17 protein-coding genes and 1 riboswitch are annotated in these 19610 nt (G+C 41.2%); of the genes, 8 read left to right on the top strand and 9 right to left on the bottom strand.

The features are described from left to right. Nucleotides 1–221 precede the first annotated feature (221 nt). Together pta and I592_RS05000 are read right to left on the bottom strand one after the other, a co-directional pair. On the bottom strand, nucleotides 222–1202 hold the full coding sequence (gene pta / locus I592_RS05005) for a phosphate acetyltransferase (RefSeq protein ID WP_010781307.1): 981 nt from the start codon (nucleotides 1200–1202) through the stop codon (nucleotides 222–224). Between the two features lie 161 nt (nucleotides 1203–1363). Then, nucleotides 1364–2044 (bottom strand): uracil-DNA glycosylase, encoded by a 681-nt coding sequence (locus I592_RS05000; RefSeq protein WP_010781308.1) that lies wholly within the window; start codon nucleotides 2042–2044, stop codon nucleotides 1364–1366. Between the two features lie 195 nt (nucleotides 2045–2239). Between I592_RS05000 and I592_RS04995 the strand changes: the two genes are divergently transcribed. Together I592_RS04995 and I592_RS04990 are read left to right on the top strand one after the other, a co-directional pair. Then, complete coding sequence (locus I592_RS04995; RefSeq protein ID WP_010781309.1) at nucleotides 2240–3103, top strand: Cof-type HAD-IIB family hydrolase; 864 nt, start codon at nucleotides 2240–2242, stop codon at nucleotides 3101–3103. 25 nt (nucleotides 3104–3128) lie between these two features. Further along, nucleotides 3129–3650 (top strand): LURP-one-related/scramblase family protein, encoded by a 522-nt coding sequence (locus I592_RS04990; protein WP_010781310.1) that lies wholly within the window; start codon nucleotides 3129–3131, stop codon nucleotides 3648–3650. A gap of 31 nt (nucleotides 3651–3681) precedes the next feature. Here I592_RS04990 and I592_RS04985 read toward each other — a convergent pair whose 3' ends face one another. Continuing rightward, the gene (locus I592_RS04985) at nucleotides 3682–4263 is read right to left on the bottom strand and encodes a GNAT family N-acetyltransferase (RefSeq protein WP_010781311.1); all 582 of its coding nucleotides are present in this window, start codon (nucleotides 4261–4263) and stop codon (nucleotides 3682–3684) included. 137 nt (nucleotides 4264–4400) lie between these two features. Here I592_RS04985 and I592_RS04980 point away from each other — a divergent pair, with 137 nt between their 5' ends. The 3 genes from I592_RS04980 to I592_RS04970 all read left to right on the top strand — a co-directional run bounded on the left by I592_RS04980 (nucleotide 4401) and on the right by I592_RS04970 (nucleotide 6674). Then, a complete protein-coding gene (locus I592_RS04980; RefSeq protein WP_010781312.1) occupies nucleotides 4401–5468 on the top strand; it encodes an endonuclease/exonuclease/phosphatase family protein in 1068 nt (355 codons plus the stop codon). Nucleotides 5469–5767: 299 nt separating this feature from the next. Beyond that, nucleotides 5768–6223: a GNAT family N-acetyltransferase gene (locus I592_RS04975; RefSeq protein WP_010781313.1), complete on the top strand. Its 456-nt coding sequence runs from the start codon at nucleotides 5768–5770 to the stop codon at nucleotides 6221–6223. Next, nucleotides 6213–6674 (top strand): GNAT family N-acetyltransferase, encoded by a 462-nt coding sequence (locus I592_RS04970; RefSeq protein ID WP_010781314.1) that lies wholly within the window; start codon nucleotides 6213–6215, stop codon nucleotides 6672–6674. The genes I592_RS04975 and I592_RS04970 overlap by 11 nt, the downstream gene beginning before the upstream one ends. A gap of 48 nt (nucleotides 6675–6722) precedes the next feature. Here the strand turns inward: I592_RS04970 and mgtA are convergent, their stop codons facing one another. From mgtA to I592_RS20915, 3 genes are all read right to left on the bottom strand, one after another. Continuing rightward, nucleotides 6723–9377, bottom strand: coding sequence for a magnesium-translocating P-type ATPase (gene mgtA, locus I592_RS04965; RefSeq protein WP_044926442.1), 2655 nt, complete (start codon nucleotides 9375–9377; stop codon nucleotides 6723–6725). Between the two features lie 198 nt (nucleotides 9378–9575). Next, a complete protein-coding gene (locus tag I592_RS04960; protein ID WP_010781316.1) occupies nucleotides 9576–10019 on the bottom strand; it encodes a GNAT family N-acetyltransferase in 444 nt (147 codons plus the stop codon). 163 nt (nucleotides 10020–10182) lie between these two features. Continuing rightward, a riboswitch (M-box (ykoK) riboswitch) is annotated at nucleotides 10183–10352 on the bottom strand. Nucleotides 10353–10611: 259 nt separating this feature from the next. Further along, entirely contained in the window at nucleotides 10612–13029 is a 2418-nt protein-coding gene (locus I592_RS20915) for a hydroxymethylglutaryl-CoA reductase, degradative (RefSeq protein ID WP_010781317.1), read from the bottom strand. 219 nt (nucleotides 13030–13248) lie between these two features. On the opposite strand from I592_RS20915, the gene I592_RS04950 reads away from it, so the two are divergent. The 3 genes from I592_RS04950 to I592_RS04940 all read left to right on the top strand — a co-directional run bounded on the left by I592_RS04950 (nucleotide 13249) and on the right by I592_RS04940 (nucleotide 16427). Beyond that, nucleotides 13249–14400: a hydroxymethylglutaryl-CoA synthase gene (locus I592_RS04950; protein ID WP_010781318.1), complete on the top strand. Its 1152-nt coding sequence runs from the start codon at nucleotides 13249–13251 to the stop codon at nucleotides 14398–14400. Between the two features lie 584 nt (nucleotides 14401–14984). Further along, a complete protein-coding gene (gene nrdI / locus I592_RS04945) occupies nucleotides 14985–15434 on the top strand; it encodes a class Ib ribonucleoside-diphosphate reductase assembly flavoprotein NrdI (RefSeq protein WP_010781319.1) in 450 nt (149 codons plus the stop codon). A gap of 87 nt (nucleotides 15435–15521) precedes the next feature. After that, on the top strand, nucleotides 15522–16427 hold the full coding sequence (locus I592_RS04940; protein ID WP_010781320.1) for a lactate/malate family dehydrogenase: 906 nt from the start codon (nucleotides 15522–15524) through the stop codon (nucleotides 16425–16427). A 39-nt stretch (nucleotides 16428–16466) separates the two neighbouring features. Here I592_RS04940 and I592_RS04935 read toward each other — a convergent pair whose 3' ends face one another. From I592_RS04935 to rsxC, 3 genes are all read right to left on the bottom strand, one after another. Further along, nucleotides 16467–17027, bottom strand: a complete 561-nt coding sequence (locus I592_RS04935; RefSeq protein ID WP_010781321.1) for a histidine phosphatase family protein — start codon at nucleotides 17025–17027, stop codon at nucleotides 16467–16469. A gap of 144 nt (nucleotides 17028–17171) precedes the next feature. Next, a complete protein-coding gene (locus I592_RS04930) occupies nucleotides 17172–18161 on the bottom strand; it encodes an RnfABCDGE type electron transport complex subunit D (RefSeq protein ID WP_010781322.1) in 990 nt (329 codons plus the stop codon). A gap of 2 nt (nucleotides 18162–18163) precedes the next feature. Further along, nucleotides 18164–19477, bottom strand: a complete 1314-nt coding sequence (rsxC, locus tag I592_RS04925; protein WP_010781323.1) for an electron transport complex subunit RsxC — start codon at nucleotides 19475–19477, stop codon at nucleotides 18164–18166. Between the last annotated feature and the right edge of the window lie 133 nt (nucleotides 19478–19610).

The following is a 19610-nucleotide window of genomic DNA, read 5'->3' as shown; positions in this document are numbered from 1 at the left end:
ATCTCCTTCCAATAATTATTTTTCCTGTTTACAAATTTGACTATACAGGCATAATAAAACGTTTACAATACGATCGATCCTTTTGGGGAATTAGGTTCCGCCCTTGTCACCAGGTGTCTTCGCTTGGGAAATTTCCCATCCGAAAATAGTTGCCTGCACAAAAAAAGCAAGAACTCGCCGTTACATGCGAATTCTTGCTTTTAGCCTTCATAAAGCACTCTTTAGTTCATTAAAGATTGCGCTGCTGTGATGATTGAAAGTTTGTAAACATCTTCTTCGTTACAGCCACGTGATAAATCGGACACTGGTTTGTTCAATCCTTGTAAGACAGGACCAATTGCTTCAAACCCGCCGAAACGCTGAGCGATCTTATAACCGATATTTCCTGATTGTAATTCTGGGAATACGAAAACAGTTGCTTGTCCAGCTACTTGTGATTCTGGCGCTTTCAATTGTGCCACACCTGGAATATACGCTGCATCAAACTGTAATTCGCCGTCAATTAGAAATTCTGGCGCTAATTCTTGAGCAATTGTTGTGGCTTCCGCTACTTTTTCAACCTCAGGAGATTTAGCAGATCCTTTTGTTGAGAAACTCATCATTGCTACTTTCGGTTCAATATCAAATAATTCAGCAGTCTTAGCTGATTCTACAGCGATTTCTGCTAATTCTTGCGCAGTTGGATTCACATTGATTGCACAGTCGGAGAACAAATATTTCTCTTGGTCACGACCACGAACCATCAAGAAGGCTCCGCTTGTACGGCTGACACCTGGTTTTGTTTTAATGATTTGCAAGGCGGGACGAACAGTATCTCCTGTAGAATGGATCGCTCCAGAGACCATACCATCTGTAATCCCCATGTATGTCAGCATCGTGCCAAAGTAATTTTCATCTTTAAGAATCTTTTCAGCATCTTCTTTGCTAACTTTGCCTTTACGACGCTCAACAAAAGATTCTACCATTTCATCCCAGCGATCGAAGTGATCAGGATCAATGATCGTGAAGTTGCTTAAAGCGATTCCACGTGCGCCCGCAGCTTTTTCAATTTCAGCTAGGTTGCCAATCAATACAGGTTCGATTAATTCTTCTGCTTTTAAACGAGAGGCAGCACCTAAGATACGTGCATCTGTTGCTTCTGGGAATGCCACTTTAATGTTGCGACGAATAATTTTAAATTTAAGACTGTCAAATAGTTCCACGAGTTAAAAACCTCCAGATTATTTTTTTCTTATTAATAATACAACAATTCACATGAAAAGAAAAGGACAGAATAAAACATCTGTATCACTAATTAAAATCTAGTAAATATGAATTAAGAGCCTTTTCACAAACTGTCCCTATAACAGAAACCGTTGTCATACTACACTGTTTCAGGCAACTGCCAATCAATCGGCTGTTCGCCCCACCCCTCCAAAAACTGATTCGCTTTTGAAAATGGCTTTGAACCAAAGAATCCGCGATGTGCAGACAAAGGAGAAGGGTGAACCGATTTTACGATCGCGTGCTTTGTCGTGTCGATCATTTTGATTTTTTCCTGTGCAGGCTTTCCCCATAAAATAAATACGATAGGCTTTTCCCGCTCATTTAATCGTTCGATAATGGCATCTGTTAACTGTTCCCACCCTTTTCCTCGATGTGAATACGCTTGACCTTCACGAACGGTTAATACTGTATTAAGCATCAGCACTCCCTGCTCAGCCCAACGAACTAGATTCCCATGTTGAACAGGAGGAATCCCTAAATCACTTTGCAATTCTTGATAAATATTACGCAGAGAGGGCGGGATCTTCACACCTGGTTGGACGGAAAAAGACAAGCCGTGAGCCTGATCTGCGCCGTGATAGGGATCTTGTCCTAAGATCACCACTTTCACTTGATCATAGGGGGTTAATTCCAAAGCCTCGAAAATATGATACATATCAGGATGTATCCTCTGAGTAGAATATTCATCCTTCAAAAATTCTCGTAATTCTAAATAATACGGCGCTTGGAATTGATCTGCTAATACATGCTGCCAATCATTATGAATAATTTCTTTCATTCTATACACTCCTATTTATTATTCCTATTTCTACGAAAAAAAGAAAGGCATCAGTCCATTTTTACGACTGATTTATCTCCGTCAAATTTCTTCTTTATTCAATGAATTCTTTTTAAAGAATGCAGTCGACATGGTTATCCACTCAAGGATTATGGTACACTATCGTTGTATGATAGGAAAGCTAGGTGAATAATTTTGATAAAACTCATTGCCTCTGATATGGACGGTACACTGTTGAACGATCAAATGCAAGTCCCAACAGCGAATATCGAAGCCATTCAGAAAGCTCAAGCTCAAGGAATCGAATTTATTACAGCAACTGGACGCGGAATGAGCCATGCGAAAATCTCTTTAGATGAAGCAAACATTCACGTACCGATGATTTTACTAAATGGTGCTCATGTCGTAAATGCCAAAAGAGAAACGATCTTTACTATTCCCATCGGCAAGAAAAAGACATTTGAAGTAATGGATATGCTTGAAGACGCCGGCTTGTATTATGAGATTTTCACGGCTGAACATGTATATTCTTCAAATCAACCGATGCGAATCGAATTTTTCTCCGAACATATTTTAGGGAAAGTGCCTGGAATGTCAAAAAAAATGGCGATTGCAGCTTCTTCACGCCATCTATCCTTGACTCCGATCACGTTTGTAAAAGACATTCGTCAAACCTTGATCGATAAAAAAGAAGAAGTACTAAAAATCATCGCTTTTGACAAAGATGGCCCAGAGCAGTTAAAAGAAGTGACTGGTAAACTTGAAAAGATGGGTGATCTTGCTATCGCTGCTTCTGAATTAACGAATATTGAGATTAATCATGTCAATGCTCAAAAAGGCATCGCTTTGAAACAATTTGCTGAAGAGCGTGGTTTTACCTCTGACCAAGTGATGGCCCTCGGTGACAACTTTAACGATGTGAGTATGTTGACTTATGCAGGAACAAGTTTTGCGATGGGCAATGCCGCACCGGCAATTAAGAAAATCGCCAACAATGTGACTGATACGAATGAAGAAAATGGTGTAGCGAAAGCAATCGATCGAATCCTTTCTGAATAGTAAAAATTAGAAGGTGTGAAGCAACATGACCGAATTTTTTATTCAAGAAAAACAATTGAGTTCTATGACACGAACGATCGTCAAAGATAACAAAGGTGTGCCTCTGTATTTGATGGTAGGACATTGGGGACGTAAAGGAAATGTCCTTTCTCTCTATGCGATGGACGGTCAAATCGTAGCCTATATCAAACAAGCCAGCGTCATTTTTGGTCGTAAGTTTGAAATTTATTATGAGCAGACACGTGTGGGCGTCCTTCACAAAATTTTCCATTGGCCTGGAGACTTTTATTACATACAGCAGCTTCACTGGGCTGTTTATGGTGATATTTATAACCATAAATATAAGATCAATCACTTCAACCAGCCAATTATGAGAATGGACAAGGCCACACTTCTAACTGGTGATTATTATGCATTAGATGTCATTGACCCCGCAGATGCGCCTATTTGTATTTGCGTTGCTGCGATCATGGATTATTGGCTGTATAATAGGAACAAACATAAAGAACCAGAAACAGCATTAGAAGTAACTTTTTCGCAAAATTAATGAGCTGTGTCCAATGGACACAGCTCATTTTTTATCCGCGATCGAACGCTTTTACTTTCCGTTGCATATGATCATATCGATGACCGCTGATCATCACTTCACCCACGTCTTTAAATCCATCTCGAAGATACAAACGTTTGGCATTGGGGTTTGATTGATCAACATTCAGTCCGATAATCTTCTCCCCTTCATGTGTCGCTAATCGATCCACTGCTGTAAGTAGTTTTGAACCGATTCCTTGCCCGCGGAATTTTTCATCGACAGCAATAGAATCTAAGTACCATTCATTCGGAAACGCTTCAGGATCAATAAACATTTGAATGTCCTCAGTGATCCCCTGCGAACGTAAATAGTCTTTTAGCGGAAGGTCAATGATCGGCTCTTTGCGTGCAGGATATCCAAATACTGCACCGGCGATCTCGCCATCGATTTCTTCTACCAGTCCTCGCGCGTATCCAAAGCGATAGGTAGGATCTTCAAAGCAAGCAGCAATGACTTCCAACGCCTTTTCTTCTCCAAATTCTTCTAAAAAATCTAGCTCCATATCCTTTAAAATAACTAGGATTAATTTAGCAACTGCTGTTCCATCTTCTTTTTTAGCAAATCGAATCATTTTAAAACCTCTCTTTTAATAACGTTTAACTCACAATATCAGTGTACCATGAGTGTAGATTTTTCGAAAGTATGATACTTTGTGTTACGTTAGAACTCTGCTATGATATCTTGGAATGATAGATTAGGAGGCACAGCATGAAACTTTTTTTGAAAATTCTCTTAGGGATTTTTTTAGCAATCGTTCTTGTTCTTGGCGGATATTTGATTTATCTCTTTGCCAGCTACGATCGTTTGCCAGATGATATCACTTTAAAACCCAAAAATCACCAAAATCAGACGCTAGAAAAAAATAAGACCTACCGGGCAATGAGCCATAATATTGGTTATGGCGCGTATCCGCCTAGCTATAGCTTCTTCATGGATGGCGGCGCCTATTCCCGTGCTTACGACAAAAAGACGGTTGAAGAAAATATGCGAGGCATCGTCACTACAACAGAAGATATCGCACCCAATTTTGCCTTTTACCAAGAGGTCGACCAAGAAGGGGACCGTTCCCAGCATGTAGATGAGGTGGCCTTTCTGACGGATCGATTACCGACATATAATAGTCTTTACGGTCAAAACTATGATTCCTCTTACCTGTTCTATCCTTTCACTGATCCAATCGGTCAAGCAAAGTCAGGTTTAGTAACTTTGAGTCAGGGTGAAATTACAAGCAGCAAGCGTTACTCATTACCGATTGAAAAAAATTTCAACAAATTTTTCGATTTAGATCGTGCATTCACCGTTAGCCGCATTCCAGTCAACGGAGGACAGGAATTTATTGCTATCAATACGCACCTCTCCGCGTTTTCAAAAGACCGCTCCATCCAAGCAGCTCAATTAAAGAAAATTTTTGATGTGATGGAAAAGGAGTATAAAAAAGGAAACTATGTGCTGGTTGCTGGTGACTACAATCATGATGTTTTAGGAAACAGTCCTGACGTGTTCGGTACCAGCAAAAAACGGGAAACATGGACACACCCATTTCCTAAAGATCAGCTGCCAGCAGGTTTTCATCTTCCTACCGGTACACTGGCCGAAGAGAAAATACCTTCTGCCAGAGCGTTAAATGCGCCTTATAAAAAAGGACAAACCTACACGACCTTGATTGACGGTTTTCTCGTTTCTGATAATATCAACGTCAAAGAGGTGCATGTGAAGGATATGCACTTCAAGTATTCTGATCACAACCCGGTCTATCTGGATTTTAGTTTCAACTAGAAAAAGAGGCCAAAACTTAAAAAAGTTTTTGCCTTTTTTCGTAATCTTAATTCGAAATTGTTTTTCTTCGCGTCACTTTGTTAAGATGGAGAAAAGACAAAAGAGAAAAAGGACGGTTATCTATGCGGCACTTTATTTTTGGCATACGCACCATTACGCTCCTTCAAGCAAATAAGCTGCTAAAGATGAAACATTGTTTGAAGGAGCTATAAACGATGTTTCATCCTTTTATTTAAGAGCAAATCTTTTGCTCTTTATTTGAAGTGACGAAATTTTTCGAAACGTTGGAGGAACGTAAAATGAATACAATTAAATCTGTCAATAAGCAGGCGCTCCCTGCTTTAATGACTATATGGGAATCGTCCGTGCATGCGACCCACTCTTTTTTGAGCGTAGAAGAAATCGATGCCTTAAAGCCTGAAGTGAGAAATGCATTATTGGAAATCGAACACCTTTATGGCTATTACGCCCCGAATCTCATCGGGTTTATTGGAATTGAAAACAAAAAAGTAGACATGCTGTTTGTCGATGCTTCCTACAGAGGACAAGGAATAGGAAAAAAATTGCTTCAATATGCGCTGGACACCTTTCATGTGGGTTCTGTGGATGTGAATGAGGAAAACAGACAAGGGTTAGGCTTTTACACACATATGGGATTTCAAGTAGACAGTCGATCAGCACTGGATGGTCAAGGGAACCCCTATCCAATACTGCATTTGAAAAATGATCTTGAGGAGGATGGACATGAGAATTGAAGAAATAAAAATGGATAAAAAAAGATTTCTTGAATTACTTTTACTAGCGGATGAACAAGAAAATATGATCGATCGTTACCTTGAAGACGGAAGAATGTTTGTTCTATACGATGAGGAGCCAAAGTGTGAGGCTGTCGTGATCGAACGAAGCAAGACTGAATGCGAACTAAAGAACCTTGCTACCGATCCAACTCATCAAGGAAAAGGCTACGGCAAGGCAATGATCCAATTTCTATTCCATGAATTTCTGGGGCGCTATGAAACGATGTATGTAGGAACCGGCGACGTGCCAGCAACGGTCGATTTCTATAAAAAATGCGGGTTTCGTGAATCCCATCGTTTAGAAAACTTTTTTACTGATAATTACGATGAGCCCATTATCGACCACGGCGTGCACCTAGTGGATATGGTCTATCTACGTGCGGATAGTCGTGACAGATCATCTAAATAAACAAATTAGAAGCGCCTCCGAGAGAATTCGGTGGCGCTTCTGCTTCTTTTATAGCAGCTCTTGATAGCGTTGAATGTATATTTTCTTTACAAAGGTAACCAGCAATAAATAAGCAAAAATCGTAACAATTAACCAAAGCCAATATTGATTGGGTAAAATGCCTAAGCCCAAATTTTGGCCAAACGCTGTAAATGGCAAAAGCGTTCCTACTACGATTCCCAAAGTCGTGATCGCAGTCATGATGAAGGACCCTCTGCTTTGGATAAATGGAATATAAGGTGTTCGCAACGCATGCAAGACTAGCGTTTGAGACCAAAGGGATTCAACAAACCAGCCTGCGTGGAAAATAGCGACAAAGGCGACCTGCTGTTCAGGAGACAAGGAATGATAGCTTCCTCCAACTACAGCTGGGCAAATCACGAAGTACATCAGTAAGTAAGTCGTGATATCAAAAACAGAACTGGTAGGTCCTAACCAAATCATGAACTTTCCAATACTCGATGCTGTCCATTTTTTCGGTTTCTCTAAATATTCCTTGTCCATTCTATCCCATGGAATAGATATACAGGAAATATCATAAATGAGATTCAAAAACAAAATTTGCAGAGGCAGCATTGGTAAGAATGGCAGAAACGAGCTCGCAACCAATACTGAAAACATATTCCCGAAATTGGAACTGGCTGTAGCCTTAATGTATTTCATGATGTTCCCGAATGTTTCTCTTCCTGAAAGAATCCCTTTCTCTAAAATCATCAAATCTTTCTCAAGTAAGATCACATCCGCAGATTCTTTGGCGATGTCCACCGCTGTATCGACCGATATTCCCACATCCGCTGCTTTCATCGCAGGTGCGTCATTGATCCCATCTCCAAGAAAGCCGACCGTATGGCCATTTTTTCGTAGCAAACTCGTGATTCGTTGTTTTTGCTGCGGATTCAATTTAACGAAAACATGGTAGTCTTCGGCGATTTCAGATAATTCATCGTCGCTTAAATGAATCAGGTCTTCCCCGTGAATGATGGTTTCTGCACCTAAACCAACTTGCTTACATACTGATTGCGTGACTAACGCATTGTCGCCTGTCAAAACTTTCACGTCCACGCCGTTTTCTTTTAATGCGTGAAGTGCTTGCTTAGTGGTCTCTTTTGGCGGATCTAAAAAAGCTAAATATCCGATCAGCACCATCTCAGATTCATCAGAAGTAGAGAATTCCCCTACGACACTCGGATTGGTTTTTTGAGCCACACCGATGACCCGCAACCCGTCTTCATTTAGTTCATTGACCTTGTTTAAGACTTGTTGTTTTATTTCAGCAGTTAGTGTAGCAACACTTCCCTTAAAATCAACGAAAGAAGAAATCTCGAGCATCTCTTCGATGGCTCCTTTAGTGATCATTTGCGTCTTTCCATCTTGGTCTTCTACTACGACACTCATTCTACGCCGCTGAAAATCAAAAGGAATCTCATCTACCTTTTTATAGCGAATCTTACTCGTATCAAGTTCTTGTTCAGTAGACTCAATAATGGCAACATCGATCAAATTTTTTAAGCCTGTTTGATAATAGCTGTTTAGATAAGCGTGCTTCAGAACCCGGTTGTCTTCTTCTCCGTCACAATCCAAATGGTATTCCAGAATGATCTTGTCCTGGGTCAATGTTCCTGTTTTATCTGTGCATAGTACATCGATCGCACCAAAGTTTTGAATGGCATTCAAATTCTTAATGATGGTTCCATTTTTAGCCATGCCGGTAGCACCCTTGACTAAGTTCGTCGTAACGATCATCGGCAGCATTTCTGGTGTCAAGCCGACTGCTACGGATAGACCGAACAAGAATGCTTCCATCCAGTCGCCTTTGGTGAATCCGTTGATCACGATAACTGTCGGAGCCATTAATGCCATGAATTTGATAAAAAGAAATGATGTCTTCCGAATACCTAACTCAAAACTGGTTTGAATCGGCGTGGCTGCTAACGATTCAGCCACATCTCCGAACAATGTCCTCGCTCCTGTTGCTATCACGATTCCTTCTGCACTTCCGCTGATTACGTTGCTTCCCATAAACACAAGATTGTCGTAGCCAGTTTCCGCATTTTGTTTTGTTTCTATTTTGCCGGCACATTTCTCGACAGGATAACTTTCACCGGTCAGTGCGGATTGAGAAATAAATAAGTCCTTTGAAGAAACCAATCGGATATCCGCTGGGATCATGTCCCCTGCTGAAAGTTTTACCAAGTCTCCGCAAACAATTTCTTCCATCGGAATTTCCTTATAGTGTTTGTTTCTGCGAACAGTCGCAGTGACCTTTACTAATGACTTTAATTTTTCAGCAGCCTTATTCGAACGAACTGATTGGATCAAGGTCATCGTTCCGCTGATGAGCACCATCACTAATATAATTCCGCTGCCGAAAAAATCCTTTTCTCCTGGTTCCGGCAGGATGCCTTCTGTAATAAAGGAAATAAGTCCTAACGCAATCAATACTAACGTAAACGGCGTAATATATGCTTTCAATACTTCTACGATCAAAGGCGTAGATTTCTTATGTGGAATTCTGTTTTCACCGAATGCCTCTCTTGATTCTTCGATCTGATCTTCTAATAATCCTAGTGACGAGGTCTCAAATGTCTCAAATAAACTTTGTGGTGTTTTCTTTGCAAATAGACTGTAATTTGTCTTATTTGGCTTGATTTTTTGTTGTTTCATACTCTTCTCCTTATTCCCGAAAAAAATTCGCCATAATCCTATTCCGATAAACAGATATAACCCAATATCTTTTAACGTATTCATGATTATCCCTCCAATAGTCGGGTTTACAGAGAAAATGGGTGTTAAAAACAAATAGACAATAGCGCCTTTTTGTCTCCAGTTTTCTGCCATAAACCCCTATTTATTGAACTACTGTCATCCATTTGTTTTCATCTCCCTTTTCATAAATTGTTCTAGTGGTGATTGAAGATCTTTTTTATACACACGCATTCTTAGCAGACCTTCTTGATATTCTTGTGATAGTCCTTGATAGCCTAATTTTTCATAAAATCCCCAAGCCTGTTCTCTACCTGTGAGAAAGACAAAACGAAAACCGACTCGTTTTGCGACTTGTTCCGCGTAAGTAAGCAAATTCTTGCCTAGACCTTCTCCTTGGTAACGAGAATCTACTGCAACTTGCTTCACCTGCACACATTTTTCAGAAATGGGATGAAGCAGTAAGGTTCCGATTACTTGTTCCTGTCGCTTGATTATCAAATGCAGATCCTTTCGTTCCTCTTTGGGTGCAGTCAGCAAACGCTTCTTTCCAGCGCTGGCCATCAATTCCTTGTTCCTCAGTTCTAATGCTTCACGATACAATGCACTGTTCCAACTAGTTAATGTGAATACTGTTTTACCATTTTCATTTCCCCCTTTTTATTCTTTTGAAAATAGCTATGATCGTTACGCAAAAAAAGACTTTCCGCTCAAAAAACTCAGCGAAAAGCCTTACCAAAATTCATCCTAAATAGACAAAATCTTATAGTCGATCTAATCGTTGAGTTTTGGCACTATACAACGTAAAGACAAACATCTTAGCTACCTTAAGAAAAGCCTTGTATTCGACAGTTCCTGTTCTACCCATTGGCGTCTCTCGACATTTTTGGGCAGTAGCCTATGTTTGTATAGGAGCCTCACCTAACAAATCATATTTTATTTTCGAACACAATATAACAAGTTATTTATTATCTGTCAAACCTTTTTATGATAAAAGTGACGAATCATTCAATGGATTTAAACTTCTCCCCTTTATCAATCGCCTATATATCAGTATTTTAATACGAAAATAAAATCCATAAATTTATTTTGCAAATGTCGTTAAAAACTATTTTCTCCAATAAAATAACTATCGTTTTAAAAAGAAAAAGCAGTGTCTTTAAGACACTGCTTTCCTCATAAAAATAGTTATTGATTATCCTAGCCGAAGCTGTGCGATAATTTCTTCTGCTGCAGCTAAGTTCATTCGTTCTGCTTTTCTTAATTGACTAGAAACTTGAGGAATCTCCTTCGCTGTCGCTCCTGCTGTGATTGCCAGCGAACGGCTTTGCATCGCCATGTGCCCTTTTTGAATCCCTTCGGTCACTAACGCGCGGATCGCAGCCAGATTCTGAGCCAATCCAACAGCTACGATGACTTCTCCTAATTCACTAGCAGATGAAACGCCCAAAAGATTTAAGCTGATTTGTGCTTTTGGCAGCACCTTGGTCGCTCCTCCCACAATCCCTATTTTCATGGGTAAAACAAGCTTGCCAACTAATTTATCGTCTTGCACCGTCCAATCCGTCAAGCCCTCGTACTGTCCGTTGCGGGCAGCATATGCGTGGCACGCCGCTGCCACTGCTCGCGTGTCATTTCCCGTGGCTAAGACGACGGCATCGATGCCGTTCATAATTCCTTTATTGTGCGTCACCGCGCGGTAAGGATCAAGCTTACTGAATGCACTGGCCGCAGCGATCTTATCAGCGACTTCTTCTCCAATTTGTTGCAGAGGGATTTCGCAAGTTGCTTCAATCAACGCGCTCGTCGCATAGTTGCTCAGTATACTAAATAAAACCTCTGCTGCAGGAACAAGTTGTCGTACTTCTTCCGCTACAGCTTCCAACATTGTATTCAGAATATTGGCACCCATCGCATCCTTTGTATCAACCACTAGATCGATTGAAAGGTAGCCTTCTTCAAAGATACGATAATCAATCGTGCGCAATCCGCCGCCACGTTGATAAATAGACGGTGAACTAGTTTTAGCCGCCGCAAAAAGCCGTTGTTCATTATCCCGAAACACTTGCACGAACGCCTCTGCTTCAGAAACATTTCTCAAGACGACCTGTCCAGTCATCTCTTGATTGCATACCCGTGTCTGAATCCCTCCGGCCTTCGCAAGGATTTTCCCAGCATTACTAGCCGCTGCAATCACAGAAGGCTCTTCAGTCATCATGGGGATACTGATCTCTTTTCCGTTAATGACAAAATGTTGTGCAACACCTAGAGGGATCGTTCCCTCCCCAATTTGGTTTTCGATGAGGTTGTTGGCAACTTGTTCTGGCAATACCATTTCTGTCGCTAACTGTGCTGCTTCTTTAGCCGATAACTTTTTTTCCTTCACCAACTTTGCTAAACGCTCAGCTTGGGTCAGTTGATAGAATTTTTTTTTTGCAGTTTCTTGATCTTCTGCTTTTGTGATCATCAGGGCCAAACCAAGTCCGCCACCGATGCACAAGCTTGCGATTCCCCGTTGCTTATCCTCTTGGAAAAGTTCAGAGATCAGCGTTGTCACGATTCTCGTGCCGCTTGCACCGATTGGATGCCCCAACGCAATCGCGCCGCCGTAGGTATTGATTTTTTCATCTGGGAGATCCAATTCTTTTTGCACAGCAACAGAGGCTGCCGCAAATGCTTCGTTGATTTGGAAGACATCCACATCATTGATCGTCTGATGGACTTTATTTAATAATTTATTAATAGCTGATACAGGGGCTACACCCATGATGCTTGGATCGATCCCAACTTCGCTATACCCATTAATAACAGCGACATAAGCTAAGTCGTGCTCGATAGCATAAGATTTTGCTGCTAACACTACTGCGGATGCACCATCATTCAACGTGGAAGCATTCGCTGCTGTGACAACACCGTCTTCTTTAAAGGCAGGTTTCAAAGAGCTTATTTTTTCAAGCGTGGAATCAAAACGGATGCCTTCATCATCTTTGATACTACTTCCGTCTGGAAGGACCACAGGAACAATCTCCGAATCGAACTTCCCATTTTTACTTGCTTTGGCTGCTTTCATCTGTGATTCGTATGCATATTGATCTTGCATCTCTCGAGTAACCTGATACTCGACAGCCACTTTTTCTGCGGTTAGTCCCATATGTTTGCCGCTAAACGCATCTGTCAATCCGTCATAAATCATGCTTGATTTTGGTTCTTGCCACTCTTGCGCGACGTAATCAAATCGCGTGGTCTTTGGTGCTTGAGACATATTTTCTGTTCCGCCAGCGACGACTACCTGCGCCTCGCCTAGAAGAATTTGCTGCATTCCGAAAATAATTGCTTTCATTCCTGAGCCGCAAACTTCATTGATGGTCGTTGCTGGTACTTCATAAGGGATACCCGCTTTGATGGCTGACTGACGCGCAACATTCTGACCGTTTTCTGCCTGTAGGACATTTCCCATAAATACTTGTTCCACCTGATCTGGTGCGAGCTCCGCACGTGTGATCGCTTCTTTTACAGCGATTGCACCGAGCTCGACGGCTGAAACAGTTGCCAGTTTGCCTTTATATCTGCCAATTGGTGTTCGTACAGCGCTTAAAATAACTACTTCTTCCAAGAGTGCACCTCCAATGTTTTCATTAAAAATCAGATGTAAGTATAGCATAGATAGTTTTATAATTTCTTAAGATTCAAACTTGACTAATTATGACCTTTCTGTGATATATTTACTTTTGGAAGAAAAGAATGTCCGTTTCCCTATGATTTCTTTGTAGTGGAAAGGCATGGGTGGTTTTCTTTATGTGAAAAATCACCAATAAGAACTAGGAGGAGCAATATGAATATAGGGATTGATAAAATCAGTTTTCACGTACCAAATTATTATCTTGATATGACGGATTTAGCAAATGCGCGTGATACTGATCCCAACAAATTTCACATTGGTCTTGGACAAGATCAGATGGCAATTATTCCTGAGACACAAGACATTGTCACTTTAGGAGCAAGTGCTGCTGCAAAAATTCTTACAGATGAGGACAAAAAAGACATCGACATGGTAATCGTCGGGACAGAATCCAGTACCGATTTTTCAAAATCTGCCGCAGTAATTATTCATGCCCTGTTAGATATTCAGCCTTTTGCTCGTTCATTTGAAATAAAACACGCTTGTTACGGCGGAACTGCCGCTTTACAGCAAGCACATGACTATGTAAGCTTGCATCCAGAGCGCAAAGTTTTAGTGATTGCAGCAGATATTGCAAAATATGGACTGGCTACCGGCGGCGAGCCCACTCAAGGTTGCGGAGCCGTTGCGATGTTGATTACAAAAGAGCCTCGCTTATTAGCCTTTAATAATGATAGTGTCTTCTACTCTGAAGATGTTTACGATTTTTGGCGTCCTGCCGGGCATGACTATCCTTTAGTTGACGGTCATATGTCCAACCAAATCTATATAGATTCATTCACCCGCATCTGGGAGCAAAACAAAAAAGTCAACCAAACGACAAGTGAAGACTACGCAGCTTTGACTTTCCATTTACCTTATACAAAAATGGGTCGCAAAGCCTTACGAGCTATTTTTCCAGAAATGTCCGAATCTGAACAACAGCGTTTAGAGGCTCGTTATGATGAAGCCGTGTTGTATAGTCGCCAAGTCGGTAATCTTTACACGGGGTCCCTATATCTTGGGTTGATCTCCCTATTAGATAATGGCAGCTTAGCAGCCGGTGATCGAGTGGGACTATTCAGCTACGGATCAGGTGCAGTCAGCGAGTTCTTCTCGATGACAGTGATGGATGGGTACAAGCAACACTTATCTATCAACGAAAACCAAGCACTTTTAAGTGAACGCAGCCAATTAACTATGGAAGCTTATGAAGAAATGTTCAATGAAAAACTCCCTGTAGATGGCGGCACTTACACCTTCTCAGATTCAACTCCGTTTGCCATCAATAAAATCAGCGGAGACATTCGCTACTATAACAAGTAGCAAATTCAATTAATGTTCCCTTAAGCGTCGAAAAAGCCAGCTGATTAGCTGGCTTTTTTAGGCAAAAAAATAATCTAGCAGGTCAAATGGCTAAGTGTTTTTTCTTCATTCCAAAACTTCTGGAATATTTACACCCTTTACTAGGTCTTAAGCGTCTTTATGGTCGAATGTCGCTCAAGCCTAACCACTAAGTAGAGAAATGGTTCCACTGTCTACATTCCTCTTCCCTGCTAGATTAAAATAACTTGGTAAGGAGATTTCAAATCCCTACTTCCTTTCTGCCATTACGGCATTCACTTTGAAATGAACACTGCTTCCGTTCATCTCTGTTGTATTTTTTACAACTTAGGGACCTATCCCTTACATCTATAGTTATACCATATTACGCCACTTTTTGCAAGCGTTTACATATCATCCTGGGATATTTTTCATGCTATAATCTAAACGTCGGAAATATAAGAAAGTTCGTTTTCTTAACGAAGATTGGGCGTTGCTCATTTGGAATTTCGACAGTCTTTAGGCAGCCCTACCGCTTGCTTTGGCATTCTAAAAATAGTTATGATTACTGTAGGAGGAATCAATCCATGAAAATTTTATATATCTCAATTTCAGGAAACACCCGTGCTTTTGTTCAACATTTGAAGACGTATAGTGACGAACAGCATCAACAAAATAATGAGAATCCTTTGATTACTTCAAAAGAAATTTCTGAAAATAGTCCCTTTGAAAAAGAAGATGACTCATTTTTCGCATTTGTTCCGACCTATTTAGAGGGCGGTAACGGTGTCGATAGTGGCGATACAGAAATATTGACCGATGTTCTGCGTGACTATTTAGACTACGAAGATAACTATAAAAAATGTCTTGGCGTTGTTGGCAGTGGGAACAAAAATTTTAATTATCAATATTGTTTGACTGCTAAACAATACAGCGAGGCATTCGGGTTTCCCTTTTTAGCAGATTATGAATTAAGAGGAACCTCGGCTGATTGCGAACGAATCTACCACATTTTAAAAGAACACGAATCAAATTAATGGTACCTTCATTATTCTATTGACATTTTCTCATGTTAGGCGCATTCTTTTTTAAATAGAAAGTTTTATAGGAAAGGCGTGTTGCACATGAAAAAAGTCGCAATTATTGGTATGGGGCATGTCGGAAGTACGACTGCTTATACGTTAATTTCAAAAAATATAGTGGATGAATTGGTTCTGTTCGATTCTCGAGCGGATATCCTCCAAGCGGAATTAAATGATCTGATGGACGGACAAATGGAGCAAAATCATCAGGTTCGATTGATCGAGCCTGCCTTGTCAGAATTGGCAGATACAGATGTGATCCTTTTTTCTGCAGGAGACATCTCGATCTTTGAGGGAAACCCCGATCGGTTCGCGGAATTAAATTTGACCAAAACGATCGTTGAGGAATGGGCGCCCAAGATTAAGGCATCTGGATTTAACGGCATCTTACTGAATATCACAAATCCTTGCGATGTAATCACTCAATACTTGCAAGAATTGACTGGTTTCCCACGTGAGCGTGTCTTTGGCACCGGTACCTCCTTAGACACTGGGCGTATGAAACATGCGGTCAGCAAAAAGTTAGACGTTCATCCTTCAGCTATTGATGGCTACGTGATTGGGGAGCACGGCGAAAGCCAATTCGTCGCTTGGTCAAGTGTACGGATCGGCGGTATCCCCATCATCGATACGTTGACTCCGGAAAAACTTGCTGCTTTGGATGATGCCGCTCGCGATGGTGGTTGGGTGACCTTCCGCGGGAAAGGATATACCTCTTACGGGATCGCTATTCAATCAGCACGAATTGTCGAAGCCATTTTAAATAACAATCATCTCGTTGTCCCAGTGAGTCATTACCATCTGGATGAAGACTGTTATGTGGGTTCTCCCGCAAAGGTGTCTTTAAAAGGGATCACTGAAAGTTTCCCATTGATTCTTTCCGAGACAGAGCAAGAAAAATGGAGGCACACGATTCAAACGATCCACGCTATGCATGACTCAATTTAGATACAAAAAAAGACAGGAGCAAAATGTCCTGTCTTTTTTCTACGCGCTTTTACTGACTACTGCCGCGTTTTTCCAATCAAAACTGATAAGCTTTGCATTTGGAGTACGGTAATCAAATACTTTGTCGTTTTCTAATGGTTCAAAATAGTTTTTGATGGCTCGAATCACAGAATTGTGACAAACCAACAAATAAACATTTTCTTGATCTTGCTCCAGTTCCTCTAGTAAAGGAACGATTCGCGCATAGACATCCATCAAAGACTCGCCATTCGGATACCGTAATGCAAATTGTGTGCGGGTCTTTAAATAACCTTCTTGTTCATCACTTGTGCCATCATAATCTCCGTAATCTAATTCAATCAATCGGTTGTCAACATTCAGAGATAACTGATTTTTTTCTCCGACGATTCGAGCAGTTTCATAGGCACGTTCTAATGGCGAATGGATGATTCGAGTGATTGGTTTATCCAGTTGTGCGACCTCTTCTGCTAACTTTGCCGCTTGCCGATACCCAACTCCTGAGAGCGCAATGTCACTTCTCCCTGAAATAATTCCTTGTTTATTCCATTCTGTTTCTCCATGTCTCGCTACGTAAAGCAAATAGAACAATCCTTTCTATCCCAAAATTGAAAATCAATGAATCATAGTTTTCAATTTAATTCTTGTAATATCTACTGGTGATTACCAGTACCGTTATCACTTTATCACTTGAATGAAAGGACGTCTACTTTTTACAGAAATTTTCTATTGTTTTTCCACGCCGTATGCTCTAGGAATGATCAAATGATCAATGAGCGGAACAAAACAATTCATTATCAATAAAATGAACGTCATCCCCTCAGGCATCGAACTGAATTGACGCCAAGCAACTAAAAGCAACCCGCAACAAATACCATAAATTATTTCACCTTTTGGTGTCGTTGGAGAGGTGCTGTAATCCGTAGCCATGAAAAAGGCACCTAACATTGTTGCACCGCCAAATACGTTCGCAAAAACGATCGTAGGATCACCCTTTCCAAAAAAGAAAGAAACAACGACTATCGTCCCAATCATGCAAAGGGGGATGTGCCAAGTAATCACTTTTTTATATAGCAAAAATATGCCGCCTAAAAGCAATAGAATCGCTGTTGTTTCAGCATTTTTCCCAGCAATTAAGCCTGTTAAACTGTCTAGTATTTGCCCGGAGCTTAAACTTTCACCTGCTTTTGCCTCCATTAATGGCGTCGCTGAAGACACGACATCCAATCCGCCAGTTGAGAAAAAAGGACGCGGCTGAACATTTGCAGACATCTCTGTTACAAAGATCAAGCGTAACACCGCTCGTCCAGTCAAAGCCGGATTTAACAAATTTCGGCCAATCCCGCCGAACACTTCTTTCGCAATGACGATCCCAATAACACCGCCCAACGCTGGATACCACAAAGGAACACTAGCGGGCAAGCTCATAGCCAGCAACACCCCAGTAACGACTGCCGAATAATCTTTAGGCAATGTATGTCTACGCAGCTTGAACCATAAAAATTCAGCAAGTAAACACGTCCCTACGGCGATCACATAGAGCAATAGCGAACGGATACCAAAGAAAACAATGGATGCAAAAATGCTAGGCATCAATGCAAGTACGACCAGTTGCATAATACGATCTGTTTTTTCCCGATACAATAAATGAGGGGAAGCCTCCATCATCGGATGACGGGAGCTGCGCAACGCCTCAAACGAACGTTTCTGATCCATTCCTATCCCTGCCTTTCCTTAACCGCTTGTTGACCGGCGATAATGTGCTCCGCTAAATGACGGCGTGCAGGGCAAATGTAGGTGCAGCAACCGCAATTGATACAACTATCCACATAAAGCTTCTCCAGCCGCTCCCAGTTTTCCTTCAAATAGCTCTTCTCAAGTTGGTGTGGTAAAAGACCGATGGGACAAACATCTACACAACGCGCGCACATAATACATGGACTAGGCGTGCTATCTTGATCGTGTGCTTCATTAATAATAATCAACCCATTGGCTGATTTGGTTAATGAAGCCGCCATCGTATCCACTGTTTTCCCCATCATAAAACCGCCAGTTATGATTTTCGATGGCTTTCCGTCAAATCCCCCACAAAAATCGATCATTTCTTCAATGGAGGTCCCAATCGGAAAGTAAACATTTTTTTGTTGTTTAACATCTCCAACGACCGAGCAAATCCGATGACTCAACGGAATTCCAGGATCAATCGCTTCATACACTGCAGCAGTAGTAGCGACATTAATGATCAAATAGCCTAGATCCCTCGTTGATCCGTCCGCAGGCTCTTCCATTCCGGTAATTGTTTTGAAAAGCATTTCGGTACTTCCCTGAGGGTATACCGATGGCACCTCAATCACCGAAAGTTTCGGAACGTCTTTGCACAGATCCTTCATAACCTCGATGGCTTCTTGTTTATCATCTTCAATTGCGATTATGCCCTCTTCGGCTGCTACAGCCTTTAATACCAACTCACACCCCTTTAGCAGCTTCTCGCCTTGTGTTGCCATCAACGCCGCATCTGCCATCAGTAGCGGTTCACATTCAGCACCGTTAAAAATGCACGTATGGATATCTTCTTTAGGGTTTAGTTTTACATGACTAGGAAAAGTCGCTCCACCTAAACCAACTACACCAGCAGTTTCCACTCGCTCGACGATCATTTCTGGGGTCAATTCATCAATGGTTTCGTGGTGTACCTCCCTTGGTCGCTCAAGAAAATCATTTTCTATGACCACGCAGGTCATCTCATCTCCTTGTCCTTGATCAATCTCTTTCACTCCCACGACTTTGCCAGAGATACTTGCATGGATATTCGCTCCCAAACCTTCACCCATTTTTGCAATTATTTGTCCAAGGAAGACGCGCTCTCCCGCGGATACAATAACCTCTGAAGCGTCCCCGATATGCTGTTGGACTGGGATATACACTCGTTTGGGGTAAATACTTTCTACTTTCTTATACTCGTCAATTCCTCTTAACTGTAAAGCTGGATCTTGATGTAAATCAATTCCACCTTTAAATGCTCGCTTAGCCATCTCGTTCCTCCAATATACTTCATAATTTTAGTATAACATGAACAATTTGTGACTAAAAATAATATCCTTATTTTCAAATTCCATTACTGTTAATAAAAAAAGTTATAACAAGCTTTTGAAGATTCAAATCTAT

Source organism: Enterococcus gilvus ATCC BAA-350 (assembly GCF_000407545.1).
GTDB classification, from domain to species: domain Bacteria; phylum Bacillota; class Bacilli; order Lactobacillales; family Enterococcaceae; genus Enterococcus_A; species Enterococcus_A gilvus.
The sequence above is the reverse complement of the archived record's forward strand: the minus strand, read 5'-3'. Positions and strand labels throughout refer to the sequence as shown.